Source organism: Streptomyces fumanus (genome assembly GCF_014655295.1).
Lineage (GTDB): Bacteria > Actinomycetota > Actinomycetes > Streptomycetales > Streptomycetaceae > Streptomyces > Streptomyces fumanus.
Window position 1 is genome coordinate 66719 of record NZ_BNBI01000016.1, and the last position, 26154, is coordinate 92872.

The 26154-nt window shown below is 71.3% G+C and carries 23 protein-coding genes; 10 read left to right on the forward strand and 13 right to left on the reverse strand.

Annotated features, from left to right (window positions below; translation table 11 throughout):
- Nucleotides 1–78: 78 nt before the first annotated feature.
- The 6 genes from mqnE (at nt 79) to IE316_RS29760 (ending at nt 5326) form a co-directional block, all read left to right on the forward strand.
- Nucleotides 79–1242: an aminofutalosine synthase MqnE gene (mqnE, locus tag IE316_RS29735; protein WP_190207639.1), complete on the forward strand. Its 1164-nt coding sequence runs from the start codon at nt 79–81 to the stop codon at nt 1240–1242.
- A gap of 170 nt (nt 1243–1412) precedes the next feature.
- A complete protein-coding gene (locus IE316_RS29740) occupies nt 1413–2051 on the forward strand; it encodes a UdgX family uracil-DNA binding protein (RefSeq protein WP_190207640.1) in 639 nt (212 codons plus the stop codon).
- Nucleotides 2052–2083: 32 nt separating this feature from the next.
- Complete coding sequence (locus IE316_RS29745) at nt 2084–2608, forward strand: GNAT family N-acetyltransferase (RefSeq protein ID WP_190207641.1); 525 nt, start codon at nt 2084–2086, stop codon at nt 2606–2608.
- A gap of 93 nt (nt 2609–2701) precedes the next feature.
- Complete coding sequence (locus tag IE316_RS29750) at nt 2702–3001, forward strand: DUF4229 domain-containing protein (RefSeq protein WP_190207642.1); 300 nt, start codon at nt 2702–2704, stop codon at nt 2999–3001.
- A 298-nt stretch (nt 3002–3299) separates the two neighbouring features.
- Nucleotides 3300–4604 (forward strand): dicarboxylate/amino acid:cation symporter, encoded by a 1305-nt coding sequence (locus tag IE316_RS29755; RefSeq protein WP_190207643.1) that lies wholly within the window; start codon nt 3300–3302, stop codon nt 4602–4604.
- Nucleotides 4605–4645: 41 nt separating this feature from the next.
- The gene (locus IE316_RS29760; protein ID WP_190207644.1) at nt 4646–5326 is read left to right on the forward strand and encodes a TetR/AcrR family transcriptional regulator; all 681 of its coding nucleotides are present in this window, start codon (nt 4646–4648) and stop codon (nt 5324–5326) included.
- Between the two features lie 66 nt (nt 5327–5392).
- On the opposite strand, the gene IE316_RS29765 is transcribed toward IE316_RS29760, so the two are convergent.
- Complete coding sequence (locus tag IE316_RS29765; protein ID WP_190207645.1) at nt 5393–6244, reverse strand: MaoC/PaaZ C-terminal domain-containing protein; 852 nt, start codon at nt 6242–6244, stop codon at nt 5393–5395.
- Complete coding sequence (locus tag IE316_RS35685; protein WP_229910609.1) at nt 6244–7761, reverse strand: 3-oxoacyl-ACP reductase; 1518 nt, start codon at nt 7759–7761, stop codon at nt 6244–6246. Before IE316_RS35685 ends, IE316_RS29765 begins: the two co-directional genes overlap by 1 nt.
- A gap of 112 nt (nt 7762–7873) precedes the next feature.
- On the opposite strand from IE316_RS35685, the gene IE316_RS29780 reads away from it, so the two are divergent.
- Both IE316_RS29780 and IE316_RS29785 read left to right on the forward strand, forming a co-directional pair.
- Entirely contained in the window at nt 7874–9160 is a 1287-nt protein-coding gene (locus tag IE316_RS29780) for an acetyl-CoA C-acetyltransferase (protein ID WP_190207646.1), read from the forward strand.
- Nucleotides 9161–9366: 206 nt separating this feature from the next.
- The gene (locus tag IE316_RS29785; protein ID WP_190207647.1) at nt 9367–11295 is read left to right on the forward strand and encodes an AMP-dependent synthetase/ligase; all 1929 of its coding nucleotides are present in this window, start codon (nt 9367–9369) and stop codon (nt 11293–11295) included.
- Between the two features lie 19 nt (nt 11296–11314).
- Here the strand turns inward: IE316_RS29785 and IE316_RS29790 are convergent, their stop codons facing one another.
- Both IE316_RS29790 and IE316_RS29795 read right to left on the reverse strand, forming a co-directional pair.
- Complete coding sequence (locus IE316_RS29790) at nt 11315–11995, reverse strand: class I SAM-dependent methyltransferase (protein ID WP_190207648.1); 681 nt, start codon at nt 11993–11995, stop codon at nt 11315–11317.
- A 125-nt stretch (nt 11996–12120) separates the two neighbouring features.
- Nucleotides 12121–12324 carry a cold-shock protein gene (locus IE316_RS29795; RefSeq protein WP_004984723.1) on the reverse strand — a complete coding sequence of 68 codons (204 nt, stop codon included), beginning with the start codon at nt 12322–12324 and terminating at the stop codon, nt 12121–12123.
- Between the two features lie 472 nt (nt 12325–12796).
- Here IE316_RS29795 and IE316_RS29800 point away from each other — a divergent pair, with 472 nt between their 5' ends.
- Nucleotides 12797–13645, forward strand: a complete 849-nt coding sequence (locus IE316_RS29800; RefSeq protein WP_190207649.1) for a menaquinone biosynthetic enzyme MqnA/MqnD family protein — start codon at nt 12797–12799, stop codon at nt 13643–13645.
- 34 nt (nt 13646–13679) lie between these two features.
- On the opposite strand, the gene IE316_RS29805 is transcribed toward IE316_RS29800, so the two are convergent.
- Complete coding sequence (locus IE316_RS29805) at nt 13680–18269, reverse strand: FtsK/SpoIIIE domain-containing protein (RefSeq protein WP_190207650.1); 4590 nt, start codon at nt 18267–18269, stop codon at nt 13680–13682.
- Between the two features lie 312 nt (nt 18270–18581).
- Between IE316_RS29805 and IE316_RS29810 the strand changes: the two genes are divergently transcribed.
- Nucleotides 18582–18884, forward strand: a complete 303-nt coding sequence (locus IE316_RS29810) for a WXG100 family type VII secretion target (protein ID WP_190207651.1) — start codon at nt 18582–18584, stop codon at nt 18882–18884.
- A gap of 130 nt (nt 18885–19014) precedes the next feature.
- On the opposite strand, the gene IE316_RS29815 is transcribed toward IE316_RS29810, so the two are convergent.
- The 8 genes from IE316_RS29815 to IE316_RS29850 all read right to left on the reverse strand — a co-directional run bounded on the left by IE316_RS29815 (nt 19015) and on the right by IE316_RS29850 (nt 26035).
- Nucleotides 19015–19545: a hypothetical protein gene (locus IE316_RS29815; protein WP_229910610.1), complete on the reverse strand. Its 531-nt coding sequence runs from the start codon at nt 19543–19545 to the stop codon at nt 19015–19017.
- Between the two features lie 218 nt (nt 19546–19763).
- Complete coding sequence (locus IE316_RS29820; RefSeq protein WP_229910611.1) at nt 19764–20591, reverse strand: hypothetical protein; 828 nt, start codon at nt 20589–20591, stop codon at nt 19764–19766.
- A gap of 119 nt (nt 20592–20710) precedes the next feature.
- Complete coding sequence (locus IE316_RS29825) at nt 20711–21904, reverse strand: enoyl-CoA hydratase/isomerase family protein (RefSeq protein ID WP_373311348.1); 1194 nt, start codon at nt 21902–21904, stop codon at nt 20711–20713.
- A 59-nt stretch (nt 21905–21963) separates the two neighbouring features.
- Complete coding sequence (locus IE316_RS29830; protein ID WP_190207655.1) at nt 21964–22263, reverse strand: hypothetical protein; 300 nt, start codon at nt 22261–22263, stop codon at nt 21964–21966.
- 205 nt (nt 22264–22468) lie between these two features.
- Nucleotides 22469–23557: a hypothetical protein gene (locus IE316_RS29835; RefSeq protein ID WP_229910612.1), complete on the reverse strand. Its 1089-nt coding sequence runs from the start codon at nt 23555–23557 to the stop codon at nt 22469–22471.
- Nucleotides 23554–24225 (reverse strand): hypothetical protein, encoded by a 672-nt coding sequence (locus tag IE316_RS29840; RefSeq protein ID WP_190207657.1) that lies wholly within the window; start codon nt 24223–24225, stop codon nt 23554–23556. Before IE316_RS29840 ends, IE316_RS29835 begins: the two co-directional genes overlap by 4 nt.
- Nucleotides 24226–24350: 125 nt before the next feature.
- Nucleotides 24351–25394: a hypothetical protein gene (locus IE316_RS29845; protein ID WP_229910613.1), complete on the reverse strand. Its 1044-nt coding sequence runs from the start codon at nt 25392–25394 to the stop codon at nt 24351–24353.
- Nucleotides 25382–26035, reverse strand: coding sequence for a hypothetical protein (locus IE316_RS29850; RefSeq protein ID WP_190207658.1), 654 nt, complete (start codon nt 26033–26035; stop codon nt 25382–25384). Before IE316_RS29850 ends, IE316_RS29845 begins: the two co-directional genes overlap by 13 nt.
- Nucleotides 26036–26154 lie beyond the last annotated feature (119 nt).

The following is a 26154-nucleotide window of genomic DNA, read 5'->3' on the forward strand; positions in this document are numbered from 1 at the left end:
CGAAGCGCCGTTGGGGGCACCGCCCGCCCGGAGGGTGGGGGAGTACCGTTGATCGAGTCGTCGAGGAAAGGTGTGGGCATGGACGTCGGGCTCAAGCGCGAGCTGGAGGAGAAGGTCCGCTCCGGTGAGCGGCTGACCCGCGAGGACGGCATCGCGCTGTACGAGTCGGACGACCTGGCCTGGCTGGGCGGTCTCGCGCACGAGGTGCGGACGCGGAAGAACGGCGACGTCGTCCACTTCAACGTCAACCGCCACCTCAACATGACCAACGTGTGCACCGCGTCCTGCGCGTACTGCTCCTTCCAGCGCAAGCCGGGGGAGAAGGACGCGTACACGATGCGCATCGAGGAGGCGGTGAAGCTCGCCAAGGAGATGGAGAGCGAGAACCTCACCGAGCTGCACATCGTCAACGGGCTGCACCCGAACCTGCCGTGGCGGTACTACCCCCGCTCGCTGCGGGAGCTGAAGGCCGCGCTGCCGCACGTGTCGCTGAAGGCGTTCACCGCGACCGAGATCCACCACTTCGAGACGATCAGCGGTCTGTCGGCCTCCGAGATCCTCGACGAACTGATCGACGCGGGCCTGGAGTCGCTCACCGGCGGCGGCGCGGAGATCTTCGACTGGGAGGTCCGGCAGCACATCGTCGACCACCGCACCCACTGGGAGGACTGGTCGCGCATCCACCGGCTGGCGCACGAGAAGGGCCTCAAGACCCCGTGCACCATGCTGTACGGGCACATCGAGGAGCCCCGGCACCGCGTCGACCACGTGCTGCGGCTGCGCGAACTCCAGGACGAGACCGGTGGCTTCCAGGTCTTCATCCCGCTGCGCTACCAGCACGACTTCGTGGACATGAAGGACGGCAAGATCCGCAACCGGCTCCAGGCGCGGACCCAGATGGCGACCGGCGCGGAGGCGCTGAAGACGTTCGCGGTGTCGCGGCTGCTGTTCGACAACGTGCCGCACGTCAAGGTCTTCTGGGTGATGCACGGCGTGCAGACGGCGCAGTTGGCGCTCCAGCACGGCGCCGACGACATGGACGGCTCCGTGGTCGAGTACAAGATCACGCACGACGCGGACAACTACGGCACGCCGAACAAGCTGACCCGCGAGGACCTGCTGGAGCTGATCCGCGACGCGGGGTTCCGGCCGGTGGAGCGGAACACGCGGTACGAGATCATCCGGGAGTACGAGGGGCCCGACGCGGGGCGCCGGGACGAGCCGCAGCCGATGCGGGTCTGAGTTTCGTCGCCGGGTGCGGGTGCGTGAGGGCTGAGCGCGCAGTTCCCCGCGCCCCTTGGAGGTGCGTGCGGTGGACGTGCCCCAAAGGGGCGCGGGGAACTGCGCGACCAGCCACGAACCACCCGCACCCCGCACACATCCGCACCCCCTACGGCGGGTACCCGCCCCCCATGCCCCCCGAGGACGACTACACGGCCACCCCCTTCGTGCCGGACCGCGGTGGACTGACCGCGCTGCGCAAGGCCGCCGCCAACTGCCGCGGCTGCCCGCTGCACCGCGAGGCCACGCAGACCGTGTTCGGGCAGGGGAGCGCCAACGCCCGGGTCATGCTGATCGGGGAGCAGCCCGGGGACCAGGAGGACCGGCAGGGCAGGCCGTTCGTCGGCCCCGCCGGGAAGCTGCTGGACCGGGCGCTGGCGGAGGCCGGCATCGACCCGGCCGAGGCGTACGTCACCAACGCCGTCAAGCACTTCAAGTTCACCCGGTCCGAGCCGGGCAAGCGACGCATCCACAAGGCGCCCTCGGTACGGGAGACCAAGGCGTGCGGGCCCTGGCTCGCCGCCGAGCTGGCGCTGGTCGGGCCCGAGCTGATCGTGGTGCTCGGCGCCACCGCCGGGAAAGCGCTGCTCGGGTCGTCGTTCCGGGTCACCCAGGTGCGCGGCACGGTGCTGGAGGAGGAGATCCACGGGCGCCGGGAGCGGCTGGTGCCGACCGTGCACCCGTCGGCGGTGCTGCGCGCGGACGACCGGGAGGCGGCGTACCGGGGGCTGGTCGCCGACCTGGAGACCGCCGCCCGCGCGCTCGGCTGAACGACCCCTCCGGTAATGATTACGATGGCTCCGTGCCTCTTACTTTTACGCTCGATCCCGCCGTCACCCCCGCCCTGCGCGACGGCGTGCTCGACCTGTGGACCGACGTCTCCCTGGCCGGCGGCGCGGTGGGTTTCGTACCGCCGGTGACCCGGGAGGAGATCCGCCCCGAGCTGGTCAGGCACCTGGTCGCCATGGCCGAGGGCCGCACCCGGCTGCTGGTCGGGCACGACGCGGACGGGCGGGTGGCCGCCACCGCGTTCCTCACCTTCAACACCCACCGGCTGATGACGCACTGGCTGTGGCTCTACACGGTGATGGTCCACCCCCGCCACCAGGGCCAGGGGTACGGCCGTGACCTGCTCGCCGCCGCCGCGGACGCGGCCCGCACCTGCGAGGGCATCGAGGCGATCCGGCTCACCTGCCGGGGCGGCACCGGACTGGAGCGGTTCTACGCGTCCTGCGGCTACAAGGAGGTCGGCCGGGTGCCCGGCGCCATCCGGGTCGCGCCCGGCGACGACCGCGACGACGTGTTCATGCTGCTGCCGCTGACCTGATGCCCGTACCCGCGTACCCCCGTGCGGGGCCGGTGGTGCGGCGTGCTTCACTGGACGTGCCCCTTTGTGCCGGAAACGGAAGAGTGGATTGAGATGCTCCGCTACACGCTGATGCGCCTCGGGATCTTCGTGGGCTGCCTCGTGGTCGTCTGGGGTCTCGTCTACTCCGGCGTCTTCCCGCGCGGCCTCGGCGACTCCAACGGCATGTGGATCGTCCTGCTGGCGCTGCTGATCTCGGCCCCGATCAGCTTCGTCGCGCTGCGCAAGGAGCGCGACCGCGCCTCCGTGCAGGTGGTCAGCCGGGTGGACCGGATGAAGGCCAACCTGGACGCCAACCGCAGCCAGGAGGACGTCGCCGACGACGCCACCCGGGCCCAGGGTCAGACCTCCTGACCCGGCCCCCGATCCCGTACCAGCGCCCCGGTCACCCGGGGCGCTTTGCGTTGCACGGGGAGAAGGCGCCCCCCGCCTCTCAAAGTCAGGCTATGGGTGTCTCAAAGCATTAGTGTTAAAGTCATAGACATGAAGTCAGTAGCCGCGCCCCCGTTCCCCGCGAGCGTCCCGCTCGTGCAGCGGCTGCACGTGGACCTCTGCCGGTGCGCGTCCGCAAGCTGTCGCCCCTGACGTCCCCCCGCTTCTCCCCGCCCGTCACGTCAGCCCTGCGCGTCCCGTCCCCCTACGGAGTCCGTCCGTGTCCTCACTCACCAAGTCCGTCAAGGTGCCCTTCTGGGCCCAGATCATCGCCGGCCTCGTCGCGGGCGTCCTGCTCGGCTGGCTCGCCCGCGGCCAGGACGTGTCCTGGCTGGTCACCACCCTGGACAAGATCGGCAGCATCTTCATCGGCCTGCTGAAGCTGGCCGTCGCCCCGCTGGTCTTCTTCGCGATCCTGGTCTCGATCACCAACCTGCGGAAGGTCAACAACGCGGCCCGCCTCGCGTCCCGCACCCTCCTCTGGTTCATGATCACGTCGCTGATCGCGGTGGCCATCGGCCTCGTCATCGGCCTGGTCACCAACCCCGGCGCCGGCACCGGCCTCACCCCGAAGGACGGCGCCAAGCCCGACCACACCGGTTCCTGGCTCGACTTCCTCACCGGCATCGTGCCGACCGACGTGATCACGCCGTTCACCGAGCTGAACGTGCTCCAGATCGTCTTCATGGCCGCCGTCGCCGGTATCGCCGCCCTCCAGCTCGGCGACAAGGCCAAGCCGATCCTCACCCTGAGCGAGTCCGTCCTCGAACTCCTCCAGAAGGCCCTGTGGTGGGTCATCCGGCTCGCCCCGCTGGGCACCGTCGGCCTGATCGGCACCGCCATCGCCACCTACGGCTGGGACCTGATCGGCAAGTACGCCACCTTCACCGCCGACATCTACGTCGGCTGCGCGATCGTGCTCTTCGTGGTCTACCCGACGCTGCTGGCCACCGTCGCCAAGGCCAACCCGCTGCAGTTCTTCAAGGGCGCCTGGCCCGCGATCCAGTTGGCCTTCGTCTCCCGCTCCTCGGTGGGCACCATGCCGCTGACCCAGAAGGTCACCGAGCGGCTCGGCGTGCCGAAGGAGTACGCGTCCTTCGCGGTGCCGTTCGGCGCCACCACCAAGATGGACGGCTGCGCCGCGATCTACCCGGCGATCGCCGCGATCTTCGTCGCGCAGATCTTCGACATCCAGCTCAACGTCGGCGACTACCTGCTGATCGCGTTCGTCTCGGTGGTCGGCTCCGCCGCCACGGCCGGTCTCACCGGCGCCACCGTGATGCTGACGCTGACCCTCTCCACGCTGGGCCTGCCCATGGAGGGCGTCGGTCTGCTCCTCGCCATCGACCCGATCCTGGACATGATGCGCACCGCGACCAACGTCGCCGGCCAGGCCCTGATCCCGGTCATCGTCTCGGCCCGCGAGGGCCTGCTCGACCGGGTGGCCTACGACCGGGCGCACAGCTCCCCGATCGACGAGCCCGAGCCGGTGCGCGACGAGGAGCCGGTGCCGGCCGCCGCGTAGGACGCTCCGGCGACCGCCGCACGGACCGTACGCTGAACCGCATGGGTGCCGGAAAGACCAAGCGGATGCCGCGTGCGGTCCGTGAGCAGCAGATGCTGGACGCCGCCGTACGGACCTTCGCGCGGCGCGGGTACACGGCCGCGTCGATGGACGAGATCGCCGAACTGGCGGGCGTGTCCAAGCCGCTGGTGTACCTCTACCTGAACTCCAAGGAAGACCTCTTCACCGCCGTCGTCCGCCGCGAGGCCCGCGCCCTCACCGAGGCCGTCCGGGCCGGCGCCCGGCCCGCCGGGCAGCCCGCCGACCGCCAACTGTGGAACGGGCTGCGGGCGTTCTTCACCCACACCGCCCAGCACCCCGACGGCTGGGCGGTGCTCCATCTCCAGGCCCGCACCCACGGGGAGCGGTTCGCCGCCGAGGTCGCGGCGGCCCGCGCGGAGATCGTCGCCTTCGTCACCCAGCTCATCGCCGCCGCGGCCCGCGCCGCCCACCGGGACCCCGACCTGCCCGAACGGGAGGTCGCCGGGCTCGCCGAGGCCCTGGTCGGCGCCGCCGAGTCGCTCGCCGACTGGGCGGGCGCCACCCCGGGCGTCACCGCCCGGCAGGCGGCGGCGACCCTGATGAACTTCGCCTGGGCGGGCCTGGACGACCTGATGCGGGGGCGGCCCTGGGTGCCGCCGGGGGACGAGTCCGGGGACGGGGCGGCTGCCCGGGCGGGGTAGCGCTCAGCGCGGCGGAGGGGACGCGGAGGCCGGCCGAGGTGGCGCGCGGGCCGGGCAGGGCAGCGCTCAGAGCGGCTGTACCTCGCCGGTGACGTGCAGCCGTCCGTCCGCGCCCCGCAGTTCGAACCGCCCGCCCTCCGCCCCGTACGTCACCGTCCCCGGCAGCGCGACCGGCGCCCGGAACTGCGCCCGTACCGTCACCGCCTCCGGTGTGCCGTGCTCGGCCAGGCACCGGGCGGCCGTCCACATGCCGTGCGCGATGGCGCGGGGGAAGCCGAAGAGGCGGGCGGTGAGCGGGTGCAGGTGGATCGGGTTGCGGTCCCCGGACGCGGCGGCGTACCGGCGCCCGAGGTCCCCGGGGACCCGCCACTCGGCCCGTACGGGAAGGGGGTCGGGCCGCGGCCGGGCGGGCTCGGTGCCGTCCGGCGTGCCATGCCGGGCCAGGTAGGTGCTGCGGGACTCCCACCGCGGCTCCCCGCCCGAGCGCAGTTCCGTGACGACGGTGGCTTCCGTGCCCCGGCGGTGCGGGGCCAGCCCGGCGACGTGGACGGCGAGTTCGTACGGTTCGCCGGCCGGCAGCGGGCCCCGGCGGGTGATGTCGAGGGACGTGTGGACCAGGCCGAGCAGCGGCAGCGGGAACTCCCGCGCGCTCATCAGCCGCATCGCCAGCGGAAACCCCAGGACGTGCGGATACGTCACCGGCAGCGTGTCTTTGCCGACCGGGAAGCCGCACACCCGCTCGTACGCCGCCAGCTTGGCGAGGTCGGCGGTCAGACCGGGCAGGACCAGCCGGACCCGGGGGAACTCCGCGCCGGGGCGCGGCCGTTTCACCGGGGAGAGCAGCGCGCCCCGGGCGAGCAGCGGCGGCAGCGCGGGCACCGACCTCAGCGTGCCGGTGCGGTACGCGGCGGTGGTCATCACGCCCCCAGCAGGCTCTGGCCGCAGACCCGCACGACCTGGCCGTTGACCGCGCCGGACGCGGGGTGGGCGAGCCAGGCCGTGGTCTCGGCGACGTCCACGGGCAGGCCGCCCTGGGCGAGGGAGTTCATCCGGCGGCCGGCCTCCCGGATGAACAGCGGGATCGCGGCCGTCATCGTCGTCTCGATGAAGCCCGGCGCGACCGCGTTGACGGTCACCCCGTGCTCGGCGAGGGCGCGCGGCGCCAGCGCGCGGACCAGGCCGATGATCCCGGCCTTGCTGGCCCCGTAGTTGGTCTGCCCGGCGTTCCCCGCGATGCCCGCGATGGACGCCGTCGCCACGATCCGGCCGCCCGCCCTCAGCGTCCCGGCGGCGAGCAGCGCGTCGGTGGTGCGCAGCACGCTCGCCAGGTTCACGTCGAGGACGGAACTCCAGCGGTCGGCCGGCATGTTGACGAGCCTGCGGTCCCGGGTGATGCCGGCGTTGTGGATCAGCACGTCGAGTCCGCCGGGCAGCGCGTCCGCGATCCGGGCGCCCGCGTCGGCGGCCGTGATGTCGAGGGCGAGGGCGGTGCCGCCGAGCCGGTCGGCGACGCGCCGGGCGTCGGCCTCGGCCTGGGGTACGTCCAGGACGACCACGCGGGCGCCGTCCCGGGCGAGGGTCTCGGCGACCGCCGCACCGATGCCGCGGGCCCCGCCGGTCACCAGGGCGGTACGGCCGGCGAGGGGCCGGGCCGGGTCGGCGGGGGCGGTGACCGGGCCCGCGCCGACGCCGATCACCTGGCCGCTGACGTAGGCCGACCTGGGGGAGAGCAGGAAGCGGAGCGTGGACTCGGCGGCCGGACCGTCGGTGAGCCGGACCAGGTTGACGGTCCTGCCCCGGCCGATCTCCTTGCCGAGCGAACGGGTGAAGCCCTCCAGGGCCTGCTGGGCGGCGGCGCGGTGATGATCACCGGCGCCGAGGGAGGACCCCGCGCCGAGCGACGCTCCCGCGCCGGAAGTGGAGCCCGCCCCGCGCGATGCCTCCGCCCCGCGCGACGCCCCCGCCCCCAGCGACGCTCCCGCGCCGGAAGACGAGCCCGCCCCGCGCGCCGCCTCCGCCTCGCGCGCCGCCTCCGCCTCGCGCGCCGCCCCCGCCCCCGATGACGCCCCCGCGCCGGAAGACGAGCCCGCCCCGCGCGACGCCTCGTCGACGGGCGCCCCCAGCACGACCACCCGCCCCCCGGCCGCCACCGACCGCACCACGGGATGCAGCGCCGCGTGCACCTCGGCCAGCCCCTCGACGTCCCGCACCCCGGTGGCGTCCAGGACGACGGCGGCCGGGCGGTCGGACGCGCCGGCCTCCAGGTAGGACAGGTCCAGCTCGGACTTCCCGGCCGTCAGCAGCAGGGTCCCGCCGTCCAGTTCGGGGTGCTCCGGCGACCAGCGGCGCAGCGGCGCCGGCTGCGGCAGGCCGAGCCGCCGGGTCAGGAAACGGCCCGGCGCGGTGCCGGTGAAGCTCAGATAGCGGTCGGCCATGCGTGACTCCCAGCTCCCGATCTGCTTACTCTGGAGTAAGGTTACCGCAGGTAATAGTAGGATGGGCCGTGCCGGCCCGATTCGGTTCCGTTCGGTGGAGGAGCAGATCGAGATGAGTTCCCTTGAGCCCGCGCGGGTCCGCCGGGTCGCGGTCGTCGGCGGTACGCGCATCCCGTTCGCCCGCTCCGACGGCCCGTACGCCACCGCGTCCAACCAGGAGATGCTGACCGCCGCCCTGGACGGGCTGGCCGAGCGGTACGGGCTCCAGGAGCCCGGCGCGGTCGGCGAGTTCGTGGCCGGCGCGGTCCTCAAGCACAGCCGCGACTTCAACCTCGCCCGCGAGACCCTCCTCGGCTCGGTGCTGGACCCGCGCACCCCCGCCTACGACATCCAGCAGGCGTGCGGCACCGGCCTGCAGGCCGTGATCGCCGCCGCCAACAAGATCGCCCTCGGCCAGACCGAGTCGGCGGTCGCGGGCGGCGCCGACACCGCCAGCGACGCCCCGCTCGGCGTCAACGACCGGCTGCGGCGCATCCTGCTCCAGGCGCGGCGCGCGAAGTCGGCCGGCGACCGGCTGAAGGCCCTCGCCGCGATCCGCCCCGGCCACCTGGTCCCCGACATCCCGCGCAACGCCGAGCCGCGCACCGGCCTGTCCATGGGCGAGCACGCCGCCGTCACCGCCCGCGCCTGGGGCATCACCCGCCGGGCCCAGGACGAACTGGCCGCCGCCAGTCACCAGCGACTGGCGGCGGCGTACGAACGCGGCTTCTTCCAGGATCTCGTCATCCCCTTCCGGGGCCTGGCCCGTGACCAGAACCTGCGCCCCGGCTCCACCCCGGAGAAGCTGGCGGCGCTGAAGCCGGTCTTCGGCCTGGACCACCCCGACCCGACCATGACGGCCGGCAACTCCACCCCGCTGACGGACGGCGCCGCCACCGTACTGCTGGCCGGCGAGGAGTGGGCCGCGGCCCGGGGGCTGACGCCGCTGGCGTACCTCACCGCGTACGAGACGGCCGCCGTGGACTTCGTCGCCGGGGACGTGGCCGGCGGCGAGGACGGGCTGCTGATGGCCCCGGCGTACGCGGTGCCGCGGATGCTGGAGCGGGCCGGGCTGGGCATCGAGGACTTCGACCTGATCGAGATCCACGAGGCGTTCGCCTCCCAGGTGCTGGCCACCCTCGCCGCCTGGGAGAAGCGGGGCCTGGCCCCCGTGGACCGGGCGAAGCTCAACGTGGCCGGGTCCTCGCTGGCGACCGGGCACCCGTTCGCCGCCACCGGCGCCCGGATCGTGGCGACCCTGGCCGCGCTGCTCGCCGAACGCGGCGGGCCGGGCCGGGGGCTGATCTCGATCTGCGCGGCCGGCGGCCAGGGGGTCACGGCCATTCTGGAACGAACCTGACCTACTGGCAGGTAACCCCCGAGACTGCACACCCCCGGCGCCGTACCGTCCCCGAACCCGCACCAACTCCCCACGAGCGCCCCGTACGATCGCCGACCTGACCGCGGGACCTCCCCTTCGTGGTCCACCGGTGAACGCCTCGGCGCGCGAGGCACGTACGTCACGCAGCACAGCAGTGCCGCCGCTGCACGTCTCAGGAGCCGCCCGTGTCCACACCGCTTCCGTCCTTCGCCGCGTCCGCCGCCTACGCCGACGCGCCCGGCCCCGTCCTCGTGACCCCCGAGATCCGGAAACTGGACGGTGTGGTGCGGGAGGCGTACGTACCGCCGTTCGCGCCCCCGGTGCGGCACGGGTCGCTGGCCGACCTGCCGTTCGACAACGCGAGCGCGGTCCCGGACGCGGTGGTCCTCAGCCGCAAGGGCCCGGACGGGCGGTGGCGGGACGTGACGGCGGCCGAGTTCGCCGCGCAGGTCCGGGCGGTGGCCAGGGGCCTGCTCGCGGAGGGGCTGATGCCGGGCGACCGCCTCGCCGTGCTGGCCCGCACCACCTACGAGTGGACCCTCCTGGACTTCGCCGCCTGGGCCGCCGGACTGGTCACCGTCCCCGTCTACCCGACCTCCTCCCTCTTCCAGACCCGCTGGATACTCCAGGACTCCGGGGCCGTCGCCCTGGTCACCGAGACCACCGCCCAGGCGGCGGCGCTCGGCCCGGAACTCGACCGGCTGCCCGACCTCAGGCACCTGTGGGTCATGGAGAAGGGCCATGTCGACCGGCTCGCGGAACTCGGCGACCGGACCCCCGACGCCGAGGTCGACGTCCGCCGGGGCATGCTGGGCCCCGGCACCCTCGCCACCCTCGTCTACACCTCCGGCACCACCGGCCGCCCCAAGGGCTGCGCCCTCACCCACGGCAACTTCTTCGCCGAGGTCGACAACGCGATCGAGCTGCTCTACCCCGTCTTCAAGGCGAACACGGACGAGGACCCCTCGATCCTGCTCTTCCTGCCCATGTCGCACGTCTTCGGCCGCATGGTCGCCGTCGCCTGCGTCCGCGCCCGGGTCCGCCTCGGCCACGCGCCGAGCCTGAGACCCGAGGAGCTGCTGCCGGACCTCGCCGCCTTCCGCCCGACCTGCCTGCTGACCATCCCGTACATGCTGGAGAAGGTCTTCAACAGCGCCCGCGCCAAGGCCGAGGCCGGCGGTCGGGCCGCCACCTTCGACCGCGCCGCCTCGGTCGCCGTCCGGTACGGGGAGGCGCTGGAGGCCCGGCAGACCGGCACCGGCAGCGGCCCCTCCCGCTCCCTGCGGACCGCCCGCGCCTGCTACGACCCGCTGGTCTACCGCAAGATCCGCAACGCCATGGGCGGCCGGGTCAAGTACGCCATCTGCGGCGGCTCCCCGCTCGGCCGCCGCCTCGCCGCCTTCTACGCCGGAGCCGGCATCGAGATCTTCGAGGGGTACGGCCTCACCGAGACCACCGCCGCCGCCACCGTCACCCCGCCGCTCAAGCCCCGCCTCGGCACGGTCGGCTGGCCGCTGCCCGGCACCCGGGTCCGGATCGCCGCCGACGGCGAGATCCTCGTCGCCGGCGAGCAGGTCCTGCACGGCTACTGGGACCCGGGGGCGGGCGGCGTGGTGCCCGCCGCCCCCGACGGCTGGTTCGCCACCGGCGACCTCGGGAGCCTGGACGACGAGGGCTACCTCACCATCACCGGCCGCAAGAAGGAGCTGCTGATCACGGCCGGCGGCAAGAGCGTCGCCCCGGCCCCGCTGGAGAACTGGCTGCGCTCCCACCCCCTGATCTCCCACTGCATGATCGTCGGCGACCGCCGCCCCTATGTCGCCGCGCTGATCACCCTCGACGCCGAGGGCATCACCCACTGGCGGCGGATGAACGGCAAGCACCCGGTGCCGCCGGAGCTGCTGGTGGACGACCCGGAACTGCGCGCCGTCCTCCAGCGGGCGGTCGACGAGGCCAACAAGCTGGTCTCCCGCCCCGAGTCCATCCGCCGCTTCGCCGTCCTGCCCAGGGACCTCACCGAGTACGAGGGCCATCTCACGCCCTCGATGAAACTCCGCCGGGGCGCGGTCATGCGGGACTTCGCGGACGTGGTGGAGGGCCTGTACCAGGGGTGAGCGAGCGGGCCGGGCGGGATCAGGTGCGGGTCGCGGTCAGGAACGCCTGGGGCGCGGACTCCCCGGCCGCCTCCTCCGGTTCCCGTACGGTGCGGGACCGCACGTCGAAACCGGCCCGCGTCAGCAGCTCCGCCATCCGCTCGGGGCGCCGCCGCTCGAAGTCCAGCGACACCGGGCGCCCGAAGGGCTTCTCCAGGGTGAGGGGTACGTCACCCACCTGGAACGCCAGCAGCAGTTGGCCGCCGGGCGCCAGTACCCGGTGGAGCTCGGCGAACAGGTCCGGCAGCTTCTCCTCGGGCGTGTGGATGGTCGAGTACCAGGACACGGCCCCGGCCAGCGCCCCGTCCGCGAGGGGCAGCGCCAGCATCGACCCCTGGTGGAAGCGGAGCCCGGGATTCTCCCGCCGGGCCACCGCCAGCATCCCCTCCGACAGGTCCAGCCCGAAGACCGGCAGGCCCAGCGAGGCGAGGTGGCCGGTGATCCGCCCCGGTCCGCAGCCGAGGTCGGCCACCGGGCCGGCGTCCGGACCGGCCGCCTGGACCGTCTCGGCGAAGGCGGCGAGGAGCGCCCCGTCCAGCGGCGCGACGACCAGGACGTCGCGGAAGTGCTCGGCGTAGTCCTCGGCGATGGCGTCGTAGAAGACCCGGGTGGGGCGGAGGGTGTCGGCGTCGGTGTCGGTGTCGGGTGTGGTCTGCGTCATGGTGCGCCAAGCTACCGGGCGGCACCGGCACCGGGCGCGGCCCGGAAAAGGCAGGAGCCCCGTCGCCGTCGGGACGGCGCGGGGCTCCTTGGGTACTGCTGCTCGATCCGGATCGGAGGATCAGATCAGACCGGGGTGACGTTCTCCGCCTGCGGGCCCTTGGGGCCCTGGGTGACGTCGAAGGACACCTGCTGGTTCTCCTCGAGGGACCGGAAGCCGGTCGCGTTGATCGCGGAGTAGTGGACGAAGACGTCGGGGCCGCCGCCTTCCTGGGCGATGAAACCAAAGCCCTTTTCGGCGTTGAACCACTTCACGGTTCCGGTAGCCATAAGCCCTCCTTGGGCTCAAAGGGTTGCCCTGCTCCAGCACCAGCAAGTGTGAAGACCAATTCCGCACAACTGCATATGTCTGAGAATGACGAGAGCCCGCGGTCACATGCTCCGCAGGCTCTGTACTGCAAGGGAAACCAAACTGCAACTTGCGGCGAGCCTAGCATGTGGGCGGCGGAAAGCAACAGAGGTCAAGATCACTTCACCCGAAGGTTTGAACGGTTCGGGGCGTCCGGCTGACGTCGGGGGGCGTGCGGGGGCGGGCAGGGGCCGTCTCGGGGGGCCGCCCGCGAGTGGCCGCCCGCGAGTCGTCCGGGGGCCGCCCGCGAGTCGTCCGGGAGCGCACGGAAAGGGCGCACGGGAAGCCGTCCGAAAGCCGTGCGCGGGTTGCCGCCGGGGCCTGCCGGGGGCGCCGCCGGAGTGCCCGGGGGTCGCCGCCCGGACCCGTCCGGGTGAGGGCTAGCCTCGCGATGTGGACAATTCTCGCACCCGGCCGCGTGTCGGCCACATCCAGTTCCTGAACTGCCTGCCCCTCTACTGGGGGCTCGCGAGAACGGGCACGCTCCTCGACTTCGAGCTGACGAAGGACACCCCGGAGAAGCTCAGCGAGCAGCTCGTGCGCGGCGACCTCGACATCGGGCCGATCACCCTCGTCGAGTTCCTGAAGCACGCCGACCAACTGGTCGCCTTCCCGGACATCGCCGTCGGCTGCGACGGCCCGGTGATGAGCTGCGTGATCGTCTCGCAGGTCCCGCTGGAGCGCCTGGACGGCGCCCGGGTCGCCCTCGGGTCGACCTCGCGCACCTCCGTCCGGCTCGCCCAGTTGCTGCTCGCCGAACGCTTCGGCGTCCAGCCCGACTACTACACGTGCCCGCCCGACCTCAGCCTGATGATGCAGGAGGCCGACGCGGCCGTCCTGATCGGGGACGCGGCCCTGCGCGCCAACATGCTCGACGGGCCCCGCTTCGGCCTCGACGTGCACGATCTGGGCGCGCTGTGGAAGGAGTGGACGGGCCTGCCGTTCGTCTTCGCCGTCTGGGCCGCCCGGCGCGAGTACGCCGAGCGCGAGCCGGTGATCACGCGCAAGGTGCACGAGGCGTTCCTGGCCTCCCGCAACCTCTCCCTGGAAGAGGTCGACAAGGTCGCCGAGCAGGCCGCCCGCTGGGAGGACTTCGACGAGGCGACCCTCGCGCAGTACTTCACCACCCTCGACTTCCGCTTCGGCGCCCCGCAGCTCGCGGCGGTCACCGAGTTCGCCCGCCGGGTGGGACCGACGACCGGGTTCCCGGCGGACGTGCACGTGGAGCTGCTCCAGCCCTGAGGGGCGCCCTGCGCACGCTGGGGTGCGTCGTCGCTCACCCCGGCACCACCACCGTGCGCAGCTCCCCGTCGCCCAGGTGGAGCATGCCCCGGCCCGGGGTGATCTGGCCGCCGACCAGCCCCCGGGAGAGCCGCAGCCCGATGAGGTCCCCGCTGGAGGTCTCCTGCGGGGAGAGCAGGATGCCGCGGCGGGCCTTCTTCGCGTCGACCTGCCACCCGGAGAAGCCGCTGCACACGTCCTCCTCGTCACCGGCGAGGACGAGCGCGAGGCCGCGTTCGGCACCGCGCGAGACGATCTTCTTCATCTGGCTCGCGGCGTCGCAGTCCTCCAGGATCTCCGCGTCGTCGATCAGCACGGCGACCGGCCGCTCGGGCGAGGGCTCCGCCTCGTCGAGCAGCTCCTCGAAGTCGTCCTCGTCGATGTCGTCGCCGGTGAACAGCTTCAGCACCCCGTCCGTCCCGTCCAGTGCGCGCAGCGGCGATTGGCGGGGCGCGGCCAGCACCAGCCGGGTGCCCTGCGCGAGCAGCGAGCGCGCGATGTTGACCAGGACCGTCGAGCGTCCCGACTTGGCCGGGCCGCCGATCACGAACGCCGGGACGCCCGCCGCCAGGTCCGGCCCGAAGCCCACGATCTCGTCGCCGCCGATCCCGGCCAGCGCCCACAGCCTGGACCGGGACGCCTCCGGGTCCCGCAGCTCCCACGCCTCGGCGAAGGAGATCCGGCTGGGCAGGCTGTCCACCCGGAACGGCCGCCGCGCCCGCGGCACGCCCGCGTCGCGCGCCGCCGCCGCCTCGCCGATCGCGCCCAGCGCCGCCGCCTGCCCCTGCCCGGTGGTGTCCTCGGCGAGCAGCGCGAACTGCGTCTCCGTACCGGACTCGTTGCGGAAGGCGCGGCCCGGGGGTATCTCCTCGGGGACCTTGCGGGCCGGGATGCCCAGCGCGGAGAAGTCGCCGCGGTCGGCGAGCCGCAGCCCGTACTTGTCCTCGGTGAGCGTCGCGATCCGGCCGACCAGGAGGGTGCGGTCGCCGGTGAGGACGAGGTGGATGCCGACGCTGGCGCCCTCGCGCATCATCGTCTGCAACTCGTCCGTCAGCGCCCCGTGGTCGATCTCGCCGAGGGTGGGCACCCAGCCCTCCCAGCGGTCCAGCAGGACGACGATGTGCGGCAGCCGCTCGTCCTCGGCGACCGCGGCCCGCTGCTCGCCGATGTCCGCGAAGCCCGCGTCGGCGAGGAGGCTCTGCCGGCGGTCCAGCTCGCCCTTGAGCCGGTTGACCAGCCGGACCACCCGCTCGGTCTGGTTGCGGGCGACGACCGCGCCGCAGTGCGGCAGCCGGGTCAGCGCGTTCAGGGCGCCGTTGCCGCAGTCGATGCCGTACAGGTGGACGTCGGCGACCGAGTGGGTGCGGGCCAGCGAGCCCGCGATGGTGCGCAGCACCTGGGACCGGCCGCTGCGCGGGGCGCCGCCGATCATCAGGTGCCCGAAGGACGCGAAGTCCACGACGACCGGGCGGCGGGCCTGGTCGGCGGGCAGGTCCTCGACGCCGTACGGGGCGGGCGGCAGCGCGCCGGGGGCTGGCGCCGACCCGGCCGGGACCTCGATGTCGTCGAGCAGCAGCGTCTCGTCCAGCGCGGGCAGCCAGGGGCTGTGCTGGGCGGGGATGCCGAGCGCCCGGTTGGCGTCCCGGACGGCGTCGACCAGCACCTTCAGGTCGGTGATCTCGTCGTCCTCGCGGGCCTGTGACGGCGGCTTGGCCAGTGCCGCCCGGCCCAGGTCCTCCCAGGCCAGCGGCCCGACCCAGGGGCGCAGCGCCGCCGGGTCCGCGGCCCCGGGCCGGCGCCCGCCGACCCGCCCCGACTGGAACGGCACCAGCGAGGCGTGCCCCAGCCGCGCGTACGCCCGGCCCGGGGTGCTCTTGGAGATCTGCCCGGCCTCGGGGGAGTCGATCACGTCCGTGGACTCGCCGCCGTCCGTCACGCGCAGCGCGATGCGCAGGTTGGTGTTGGCCCGGATCTCGGGGGAGACGACACCGCTCGGCCGCTGGGTGGCGAGCAGCAGGTGGATGCCGAGGGACCGCCCCCGCTGGGCGATGTTGACCAGCCCGGTGACGAAGTCGGGCAGGTCCCGGACCATCGACGCGAACTCGTCGATGACGATCAGCAGCCGGGGCACGGGCGGGCGCGCGGGATCGCGCCGGACCAGGTCCTGATAGTCCTCGATGTCCTTGGCGTCGGCGGCGGCGAGGATGTGCTCGCGCCGCTTCAGCTCCGCGCCCAGCGACTCCAGGGCCCGTTCCACGAGGTGGGCGTCGAGGTCGGTGACCATGCCGACGGTGTGCGGCAGCTTCACGCAGTCCTTGAACGCGGAGCCGCCCTTGTAGTCGACCAGGACGAACGTCATGTTCTCCGGCGTGTTCGCCACGGCCAGCGCGGCGACGATCGTCTGCAGCAGCTCCGACTTGCCGGAACCCGTGGTACCGGCGATCAGACCGTGCGGCCCGTCCTTGCGCAGGTCGATGCCGAACGGCCCGTCGTACGACTCACCGATCACCGCCAGCGTCGACTGCCCGCCCATGCGCCACCGCGCGGCGATCGCCTCGCCCGTGGGCGGCTCCAACTGGAGCACGTCCAGCAGCCGGCTGGACGCGGGCAGCGCCGAGTCCTCGGTCTCCCCGCTGATGTCCCGCAGCGGCGCCATCGACCGGGCCAGCCGCAGGCACCAGGCCGGGGTGACGAAGTCGGGCCGTACGTCCTTGATCCGCTCGGCGCCCGCCTCCTCGACGCGCAGCCGCAACGTCCGTACGTCCTGCGTCCGTTCCGGCTCGGGCGCCCCGGTGTGCCACGCCTGGAAGGACGGAAAACCGCCGACGACCTGCTGGGCCGGGACCGGCGCCGCGCGGCCGGCCCCGGCCCCGGCCCCGGCCCCGGTCTCGGCATCGGCCTTCGGCTCGGCGACGACGAACGCCTGGCACTCACCCGGCAGGAACCGCTCCTCGGCGTCGAGACAGAGGGCGTAGATGGCGACGGCCGGCCCCTCGCGCAGCAGCCGTACGGCCCCCGGCAACGACCGCAGCCGCCGCGAACCGTCCCAGACCACGACGATGTCCGGGTCGCTGAAGGCGGTGCCCTGGGACCGGTGCTGCTCGGCGGCCTTCTTGCGGGCGTCCAGGATCTGGGTCAGCTCGCCGATGCGGGCGCCGACGGTCTCGGCGTCCGTGCCGATCAGCGCGTTGACGTCCTGGCCGGCCGAGGGCCGGGCGTGCGGCAGCCACCGCACCCAGTCCCAGGACTCCCGCGCGGCGTGCTCGCTCAGCAGGTAGAACTGCACGTCCATCGGGCTGTGCAGCGCGGCGGTCTGCGCGAGGGCCCACCGTCCCATGGCCCGCGCGCTGTCCCCGGGTCCGGCCATGCCGATGACGCCGAGGGAGCGCAGCGACAGCGCGACGGGCGCGTCCTCGATCCGCCAGGTGACCTGGCGGCGGTGGTCGTCCTGCTCGGGGTCGTCGAGCACCACCTCGGAGGGCAACTGCCCGGTGCCCACCCGCACCAGCAGATGGTCCCGGTCACTGCGCCGCCGCTCCCACAGCCGGGTCCGCGGTCCGGTCGCCACGGAGAGCACGGTCGCCGGGTCCGGTACGGCGTGCCGCCGGTCGTCGCGCTCGACGACCAGCGCCCGCTGCGCGTCGCGCTCGATCCGCTCCTTCTGCTCCTTGTACTCCTTGACCTGCTTGGCGTGGGACTTGCGGCCGTGCTTCTTGTCGTTGAAGTACTGGGCGAAGAGGATCAGCGGGCTCAGTGCCGCCATGATCAGGTAGTACCAGCGCTGGAAGATCAGCACCGAGACGACCGCGCCGACCAGCGGAGTGAGCGCCATCAGCCAGGGCAGCGGCCGGGGTTCGAACTCCCGGGGCGGCGACGGCAGCCGGAACGTGGTCTGCCGCTCGGGCGGACGCAGCCGGGGCGGCCGGTTGTAGTCGAGCCCGACCCCGTCCTCGGACCACTTCAGGGCGGCGTCGGGCGGCGTGTAACGGACCAGCTCCAGCAGGCTGTTGCCGACCCCGATCTGCCCCCCGAGCGGCCAGTCGTCCCCCTCCCGCTCCCCGATCGGCTCCCCGTCGAGGGTGATGCCCTCCTTGCCGGCGTGCACGGCGACCGTGCAGGTCCCGTCGGTGGCCACGGAGAGGGTCAGCGCCCGCGCGTCGACCTCCGGATCGTCGATCCGTACGTACGAGGCGGCGCCGCTGCCGATGTCGTACCGCCCGACCCCCAGCCGGTGCACGGACCCGGCGCCGGGCCCCCCGACGACGCGCAGTTCCACCAGCCCGGTCGGCTCGCCGGGCACGCACCCGGCCGGGTCGCGCAGACTGACGACGGCCCCGTCCCGCAACGGCGACCCGACCACCGTCGCCGACGGATCGACCGCATACCCGTCCACGTACACCGGCGGCGCGTCGCCCGCCGGGGCGAGCCGCTGCGGCCCGAGCGGAATGACCTGGGCGCCCTGCCCGCCGACCTGCTGGGCCAGCTCGGCGGCGATGTCCCCCACGGTGGACTCGGGATCGGCGTCGAGCACCACATCGGCGGTGCCCCCGCCGAACGGGTCGACGACGGTCAGAGTCAGGCGCACGCTCGTCCTCCCCAGCATTCCCCCATGGCCCGCTACCGCGACACGAGTCACGGTCCGAACGACGATATCCGCTGGGTACGACAACGGGGCAACGGGAGCGCGGGCCCCTTCCCCCCCCAAGGCAACGACCGACACGTTCCCCCGACCGCGCTTTCACACTTCGGGGATGTGACACCACAAGTCACACCCGTAAGCTGCTGCCGCAAGAACGGACGATCACACCGGCCCGGCCCGACGGCAGTCGACCGGTCCTGTCCGCGAACAGGGAGCCACGGGGGTTGGCCCTGCGGCATGGTGAGAGGAAGCGGCTTCATGGCCAAGGACCTTGACATCACATACCAGGACATGCGGGAAGCTGCCAAGCATGTCGTGAAGGAAAAGGAAAAGCTCCAGGAGAAGCTCGACGGCCTCCGCAAGTACATCAACAACCTCGTCCAGTCCGGCTACGTCACCAAGTCCTCCTCCAAGGCGTTCGACGAGAACTTCGACGAGTTCGTCCGCGGCACCAAGGACACCCTCGACGGCCTGGACGGCATGGGCGACTACCTGACCACGGCCGCCGACAAGTTCGAACAGATCGACGAGGAACTGGCCAAGCAGGCGCGAAGCAGGTAAGTCTCCGACGGAAACGGCGGGCCGGCCGGGGTTCTTTGACGGCCGGCCCGGCCACGAGTTGGGCAGGCGGGGCTTGCGCAAGGCCCGGTCAACAGCATGGCGCGGACGATGACCATCGGCTTCTGACGCCTCACGGCCCAATGACCGTGGGACTCATCGAGGGCTCGCTGTCTTCTCCATCGGCCGGGTCGACGAAGGAGACCGTCTGGAGAATGGCTTCCGTCATCTCGCAGAACCGCTGCCAGTGGTCCACGTACGCCGTCAGGACCGTGAAGACCGCCGTGAAAGGACCGGTGGGGAACGGGATGTGGATCTGGAGCTGGGCGGTGACGAGTTCCGCGTCCTCATCGCTTTCGGTCGCCTGCGGCCCGGCCCCGTACTGCCGCCAGGTGATACACGCGACAGCCGGCCCGCAGGGGAGGTCCAGCCAACGGACGTCGTTGTACGGGTCCCGGGAGAGTGCCGCGACGATGCCCTGGGCCACCACATCGGTGTCGGACGCGGCATGGTCCGTGGGTACGGCTGCCAGGGTGAAAGCACATTGTGCGGCCCCCTCGGCGAGTTCGTGCCGCGAGATCCCGTCCGGACTGTCCGGGAGTTCCTCCTCGGACGTGGAGAACAGGCCGAGGGCGGCGTAGGAGACACCGGTGTCGGCCAGCATCTCCGCGAGAGACGCGTAATACGGGGCCGCAGGTCCCCATACGGTTTCGTCCCCACGGCTGAAGAGTTCCCGTACGAAGTGATCCGCACGGCGTGCCCGTTCCTCGGGCGTCTCGCCGAGTGGGAGAGCGAAGAAGCCCTCGGGGACCAGAAACCAGATGGGGGGTGGTCCGACGGACGCAGCCGGCGCAGGAGGGGCGGAGGAGGAAAGCATCGTGGTCAGAAGTCCTCGGGCAGGTAGTCACCGACGTCGACCTTCCGGCCGTCGGAGTCCATGGTGATGTTCACTTCCGCGGCACCGAACGCGGACGTGTACCGGCTGAGCGGAAAAGTTTCGACCCTGAGACGCCCGGTCGGGTTGCGACTGACGATCGGGAACGGGGTACCCGGTGACTCGTGTTCTTCGGCGAAGGCGAGAACGGTCTTCTTTTGGTCCGGAGCCAGGTCGGTGAGGGCGAGCAGGTCACGAGGCGGTGCGAGGTAGCGCAGGAGCTGTACGCGTCGGATGGAGCGCAGTCTGCACCAGGAGCCGTCGACGAAAGCGATGACGAAATCGGTGCCGTCCTTAAAATTCCTTCGGGTGACCTGCTGGATATCGCTCCGGGTGCACTGCCAGAGCACGTCGTCCTCGATCCGCCCAAGTTCCTTGCCGTAGTACGGGAGGTGGACGATGACCAGCCTGCGGTCGGTGACGATCAGGTGGGTGGTGAATAGCTTCTGATTCTCGCGGCCGGGGTCAAGCTGCCACGGCAGTGTGCGGGCGATGCCGCCGGGCGCCGCCCACATCACCGGGAAGTCCTCGACCTCGTCCTGCGGAACGTCCGGGGTGTCGGATCCCTCGCCGTCGGCTGTGCTCCCACCGCTGAGATTGCCCCCCGCGGAACTGAGGAAGGCCATGACGGCCACGCCGGCGGCCACCGCGGCCCCTCGCAATGACCTCTCGGCGACACCGCCGCCGACCGAACGGGCGATGAAGGACGGGCCCTCGGGCCAGCCCGGCAGCTCATGCTGAATGTCGTTGCGGTCGGGATCGCGGAACCAGCGCATGCCCCGTACACGCGGTGCGGCCCCCGTTGCGAAGGTCACGGGGGAGCGAGCGAGGAGTGTCTCCCCAGAATCGGGCTGCCAAATGGTCATGGTGATGCGGTCTTTCCCGTGGGTGTCTTCTAGTCGCCGGACACTGCCTGCCCGATATGCGTGGCCACCTTGGGCGCGATCTTCAGACCACCGTCGATGGCCCTGCCGACGCCACTGAGCGGATCCACGTTCCCCTTGAAAAGCGTATTGATCCCTTTCGTACCCAACCACTGACCTTCGTGGTAACCGGCGCTGACGAGGCCGCCCATACGCGACTTCAGGCCGCTGCTCACGTGCGACACCTCGTAGACATGGTCGGACATGCCGCCGATCTTCACCAGGCCGGCCTTCCCGAGCCCTCCCGCGAGGTCGCTGGATGCCTTTCCGAAAGACATCAGAATGCGTGAGGCACCGAGGTTCTTGTACTGGAACCCCGCTCCCAGCAGAGCCGTCTTCGCCTTGGCGGCCCCCTCAGCCACGTCGGCGGTCTTTCCGGCGACCTTGATTCCCTTGCTGAACATGCCGATGCCCGGCATCAGCCCCAGCGCGTCCAGCCCCAGTGTTCCCCATCCCACGTCGGCGCCGGCGGCTTTGGCGACCCCGTGCGTAGCCAGCGTCAGGCCGCTGCCGATCAACGCGGCGGTGCCGAAGATGGCGGCGAGGGGCGGGAAGGGAAGGGTCGCGATGGCGAGCAGGCCCAGTACGGCGGTGATGTCGCTGAGCACGTCGCCGATTGCCTTGATCAGGTCGGCGTGTTCCTTGAGCCAGTCGCCGGTGGCGTTCCAGGCGTCGGAGATGCCCTTGCCGAGCTTGTCCCAGAAGCCGGGCTCGTCCGGGGCGATGTCGGCGGCCTTGTCCAGTTCCTTGCTGATCTGGCGGGCGGCTGCTTTGTAGCGCTCCTGCAGGTCGTAGACCTTCTGCGTGACCGCGTTGACGGCGCTGGAGGCTTCTCCGAGTTCCTTGCTGCCTTTGCCGCCGGCCTTGGCCTCCGCCTTCTCCTGCTCGTCGAGTTTCTCGCCGGCGGCCCTCTCCAGCCGGTCGGCCTCGTCCTGGAAGTCCTTGAGCTCATTGGCCCAGCGGTGCAGCGCACGAGACGCCTTGTCGAAGGACTCGTGGCTCTTGCGTACGAGGGGAGTGACGTCCTGGCCGATGTACTCGGTGAAGGCGAGGGCCGTCTTGCCCTTCCAGGCGCCGCTCTCGATGCGCTCCAGTTCCTTCACCGCGGTGCCCAGTTCGCCGGCCAGGCTGCCCAGCTTCTTCGCCAGTTCGCGGGTGTCTTCCACGTCTCCGGGAGTCGGGTCCCACCCTATGTGGGGAAAGGCGGGCCGCTTTCCGGACACGGTTACCGGCCCTTCTTCTTGACCTTGAGCGACTCGGCCAGGTCCAGATCGACCTGGTCGAACGTCTTGCTGATCGTATTGATCATCTTCACGGCGCCGTGCGTGTGCTTGCCGAGCTGCTTGATGCCGTAGCCCCAGTCGTCGGCGAAGTCCTGAAGATCCTCGACGAGCCCGCTCTCGCCCACGACGGAGGCGTCGGAGCCGCGCAAGGTGCGCCGGGTCGACTCCATGCGGTCGCTGATGGACGAGAAGGTCTTCTTCAGATGCTCGAAGACGGTGTCTTCGAGTCGCAGGTCACTCATCTGGTGTCCGGTCTCCGCGAGCGGTCGTCATGGGTGTGCGAGGCCGAAGGCGCCGGTGCGCGACGGCTTCGACCGAGCTGATCGACGTTATCGGGGCGGCTCCTTGTGCCGCCAGCGCGAACAGTTTCGTATAGCGGGCATTAGGGGTGTTTCGTTTCGTGTGGTTGTTCTGCAGCGGTCGGGTCGGACCGCTTCCTGTTGCCGGTCACCGGTTGACGGACTGGATCTCCTGCACGGTGACGGCCTGGGTGGTGCCGAAGGTGCCGTCGGGCAGGTCGTCGCCGCCGGTGTTGCCGGTGCCGGTCCAGGTGATGTCCCAGGTGATGGTGGCGCGGAGCTTGAAGGTGCCGTCGCCGGAGGAGCGCAGGTAGGTGATGCCGCAGGGTGGGGTGCGGTCGGCCTTGCCCTTGGTGTAGGGCTCGCCGATGGAGTCGTCGGCGTTGATCCGGCATTCGCCGGAGGCCGGGTGGGTCTGGGCGTCGGGCGTGCCCGGTTCGAGGGTGAGGGACACCGGCCTGGCGGTCGTCGTGGCCTCGATGTGGAAGCCGGGGACGTCGATGGCGGCCGTGGCGTGGACCTCGTCGAAGACGGCCTTGTCGAGCCAGGCCCAGGTCGGCAGGTTCACCTTGGTGGTGCCCTCCGGGGCCAGGCTGACCTTGGTGTCGGGCAGCCGCATGTGCTGGTAGGCGAGGGCGGCGAGGATCTCCGGGCGGACGGCCTCCTCGTACTGCGGCGGCGGGGCCTCGCCGTTGTCGACCCAGAAGGGCAGGTCGGTGCAGGAGCCGCGCTTGAGGATGTCGGGTTCGTCGGGGTTCTCGACGCCGGCCCAGAACATGCCCTCGCCGTCCTTCTCGACGTTGTAGTCCTGGTAGCCCGGGGTGTCGGTCCAGCCGTACCCGTCCTCGTAGTGGCGCTTCACCTCGCCGATCGCCGAGCCGGCGGTGCCGCCCATGCCGGGGGTGTTCAGGGCGTTGTCGATGTTCTCGGACATCTTCTTCTTGAAGTCCTTGGCACCGAGGTAGGGGGCGTACCAGCAGGGTGGTGGTGACCAGGTGATGTCGGAGGGCGTTATGTTGCCGGTGCTGCCGTCCTTGGTGACGGAGCCGGAGTAGTGGATTCGGGCGGTGGCGTAGATGCCGGTGGAGTCGCTTCCCGCCGCCTGTTCGCTGCTGGCGCCCTCGTTGTTGCCCGTCTGTTCCGCCGAATAGGCCGGTTCGTCAAGGGCGACGGCGCCGACGGTCAGGGCCGCAGCAGCGATGCCTACGCGCAATGCCGTGCGTCGTGACCCGCTCACCGGCACTTCTCCGCCTTGGTCTCGACGAACACCTTGGACGCCTGCCAGAGGCCGTCGCCAGCGGGGAACTTGACCATGATGATCCTGAAGTAATCGAAGTCGGCGATGCTGGGCTTGGTCTTCAGCACCTTTCCGGTCTTGACCTCTTCGGCATAGAACTTGCTGGAGTCCACACAGAACGCGATCTCCACCGAGTTGCCGTTCGCAGCGGACCGGGTCGTCGCCTGGTAGTGACGGCGGGTGCCGGTCGCCGTCCAGCCGCCCTCGACTCGGCTGTCGATCTGCGTCTTCGCGTACGTCAGTCCCTCGCCCGTGGAGTAGGAGGCCACGGCGGCATCCTGGGACGTGCGCCTGTCCACCCCCCGATAGATCGCCCGCAGATAGTTCGCGGCGTCGTCCATCGCCGCCGCCTCGTTCTCGTTCTCCGGCCGGTCCCAGTCGAAGACCAGGTTCATGTCCTTGGGCGGGGACACGTCCACGCCGTCGGGCTTGTCCGCTGCCGGGGTCTTCGAGGGCTGCGCCGACGTTTCGGGGGCCGTTGTTCCCTGGTCGGCCCCGGCGATCTTGTCGTTGTCGCCGGACTTGTCGTCCTCGCCGCCGCAGGCCGTCAGCAGCAGGGCTGAGGCGGCGGCGAGCGCGGCAGCGGCGTGCAGAGTGCGGCGCTTCACAGTGGGCTCCCCGTGAGACAGATGTGCAGTCAAAGGCACAGACGGTATCGGTGGGATTCTCGGTTTCGCCAGTGCGAATCATTTCGGTCAGGGCGTGGGCGCTCACGGGGGAGATGCGCGCTCTGTCAGCGGTTGACGGACTGGATCTCCTGGACGGTGACGGCCTGGGTGGTGCCGAAGGTGCCGTCGGGCAGGTCGCCGCCGGTGCCGCCGGTGCCGGTCCAGGTGATGTCCCAGGTGATGGTGGCGCGGAGCTTGAAGGTGCCGTCGCCGGAGGAGCGCAGGTAGGTGATGCCGCAGGGTGGGGTGCGGTCGGCCTTGCCCTTGGTGTAGGGCTCGCCGATCGAGTCGTCGGCGTTGAATACGCATGTGCCGGAGGCCGGGTGCGTTTCGGCGTCCGCGGTGCCTGGTTCCAGGGTGAGGGCCACGGGCTTCGCGGTGGTGGTGGCCAGGATGTTCAGGCCGCCCGCGTTCAGGGAAGCGGTCACGGAGACAGGCTTGAACGCGGCCTTGTCCAGCCAGGCCCAGGTCGGGAGGTTGACCTTGGTGGTGCCCTCCGGGGCCAGGCTGACCTCGGTGGACGGTAACCGGACGCGGTTGTAGGCGAGTTCCGCGAGGATCTTCGGCGTCACCGCGTTCGTGACGGGCGGCGCCTCTCCGTTCTCCACCCAGAAGGGCTGCTTGTCACAGAGCTGGGCCTCGGGTTCCATCCAGCGGTCCTCGTCCTGGACGGCCACCCACCAGGTGCCCTCGTCCTTCTTGTCCAGGTTGTAGTTCTTGTACTCGCCGTCCTTGTACTGGTCGCGGAACATGCCGACGGCGGTCTTCGCGTAGCTGTGCTGTCCTGGGGTGTTGACCGTCTCGTCGTACATGTCTTCCACGTACGTCGAGAACTCGTCGGCGGAGCGGGGTTCGTACCAGCAGGCCGGGGGTGTCCAGTCGCCGACCGGCTGCACAGCACCGGTGCGCTGGGCGGTCGAGCCCGTGGTGGCGCCGGTGTAAGTGATACGGGACACAAGGCGGTTGCCGCTTCGGCTGCCGCTGATCTGCGTCTGGCCGTTGGACTCGCCGGGCGTTCCCCACCCCAGGGCGGTAGCGGGGGTCAGCGCGATGAGTCCGGCGGTCGCGCCGGTGACCAGCCATCGGCGGTGGTGTTTTACCGGACGCACTTCGCGTTCCCCCGCTCGGATTGCAGCTTCGTCGTCTGCCAGACTCCCTCGCTGTTCTTCTCGAGGCGCGTGCTGTACAGCACGTAGGAATCATCCGTGGCGGGAGTCTTGTCGACCTTGTTGGTCTTCCTGTTCTTGTTGAACGCCTTGCTTTCGTCGGCGCAGTAGGAGACGCCGGCGGACTGCTTGTCGAACACGCTGATCTTCGGCGCGAAATAGGAGACCGAACCGGAGTAGGTCAGTCCAGCGTCGACGATCCCCTTCACCCAGTCCTGGCTTCCGGCCAATGCCGTGCCGGTCTGGTAGAACTTCAGGGCGGATGAGTCCGGGTCGCCTTGCGTGACCGAATAGGTCACCGCGGTCTGCGCCCTTCCGGCGTCTGCCAGGATCGCGTCCTTCTCCGCGTCCCCTGTCTTCCAGTTCTCGAAGGTTTCCTTGACGTCCGTCGGGAGATCCATCGCCGGTCGGTCGGCCGCGGCTTGCGACGGGCTGCTGGTTTCGGAGGGTGCGGTATCCCCCGTATCGGCCCCCGCGATCCTGTCGTTCCCCCCGGACCCGTCGTCCTCGCCGCCGCAAGCCGTCAGCAGCAGGGCTGAGGCGGCGGCGAGCGCGGCGGCGGCGTGCAGAGTGCGGCGCTTCAAGGTGGCTCCCCGTGTGGCGAATGACCAGTCAAGGGGTCCGACGGTATCCGCGTGACGACGGGTCTCGCCAGAGTGGACGGGACGCCGGGGGTGCGTCGCGCCGGCCGTCCCCGTACGTC

Excerpts from the sequence above, each read along its gene's own strand:
- mqnE (WP_190207639.1), top strand. The coding sequence starts at position 79 with ATGGACGTCGGGCTCAAGCGCGAGCTGGAGGAGAAGGTCCGCTCCGGT.
- IE316_RS29750 (WP_190207642.1), top strand. The coding sequence starts at position 2,702 with ATGCTCCGCTACACGCTGATGCGCCTCGGGATCTTCGTGGGCTGCCTC.
- IE316_RS29830 (WP_190207655.1), bottom strand. The coding sequence starts at position 22,263 with ATGAGTGACCTGCGACTCGAAGACACCGTCTTCGAGCATCTGAAGAAG.
- IE316_RS29790 (WP_190207648.1), bottom strand. The coding sequence starts at position 11,995 with ATGACGCAGACCACACCCGACACCGACACCGACGCCGACACCCTCCGC.
- IE316_RS29760 (WP_190207644.1), top strand. The coding sequence starts at position 4,646 with ATGGGTGCCGGAAAGACCAAGCGGATGCCGCGTGCGGTCCGTGAGCAG.
- IE316_RS35685 (WP_229910609.1), bottom strand. The coding sequence starts at position 7,761 with ATGGCCGACCGCTATCTGAGCTTCACCGGCACCGCGCCGGGCCGTTTC.
- IE316_RS29740 (WP_190207640.1), top strand. The coding sequence starts at position 1,413 with ATGCCCCCCGAGGACGACTACACGGCCACCCCCTTCGTGCCGGACCGC.
- IE316_RS29815 (WP_229910610.1), bottom strand. The coding sequence starts at position 19,545 with ATGCTGGCCGACACCGGTGTCTCCTACGCCGCCCTCGGCCTGTTCTCC.
- IE316_RS29780 (WP_190207646.1), top strand. The coding sequence starts at position 7,874 with ATGAGTTCCCTTGAGCCCGCGCGGGTCCGCCGGGTCGCGGTCGTCGGC.
- IE316_RS29820 (WP_229910611.1), bottom strand. The coding sequence starts at position 20,591 with ATGCGCTGGTTCCGCGATCCCGACCGCAACGACATTCAGCATGAGCTG.
- IE316_RS29765 (WP_190207645.1), bottom strand. The coding sequence starts at position 6,244 with ATGACCACCGCCGCGTACCGCACCGGCACGCTGAGGTCGGTGCCCGCG.
- IE316_RS29810 (WP_190207651.1), top strand. The coding sequence starts at position 18,582 with ATGGCCAAGGACCTTGACATCACATACCAGGACATGCGGGAAGCTGCC.
- IE316_RS29795 (WP_004984723.1), bottom strand. The coding sequence starts at position 12,324 with ATGGCTACCGGAACCGTGAAGTGGTTCAACGCCGAAAAGGGCTTTGGT.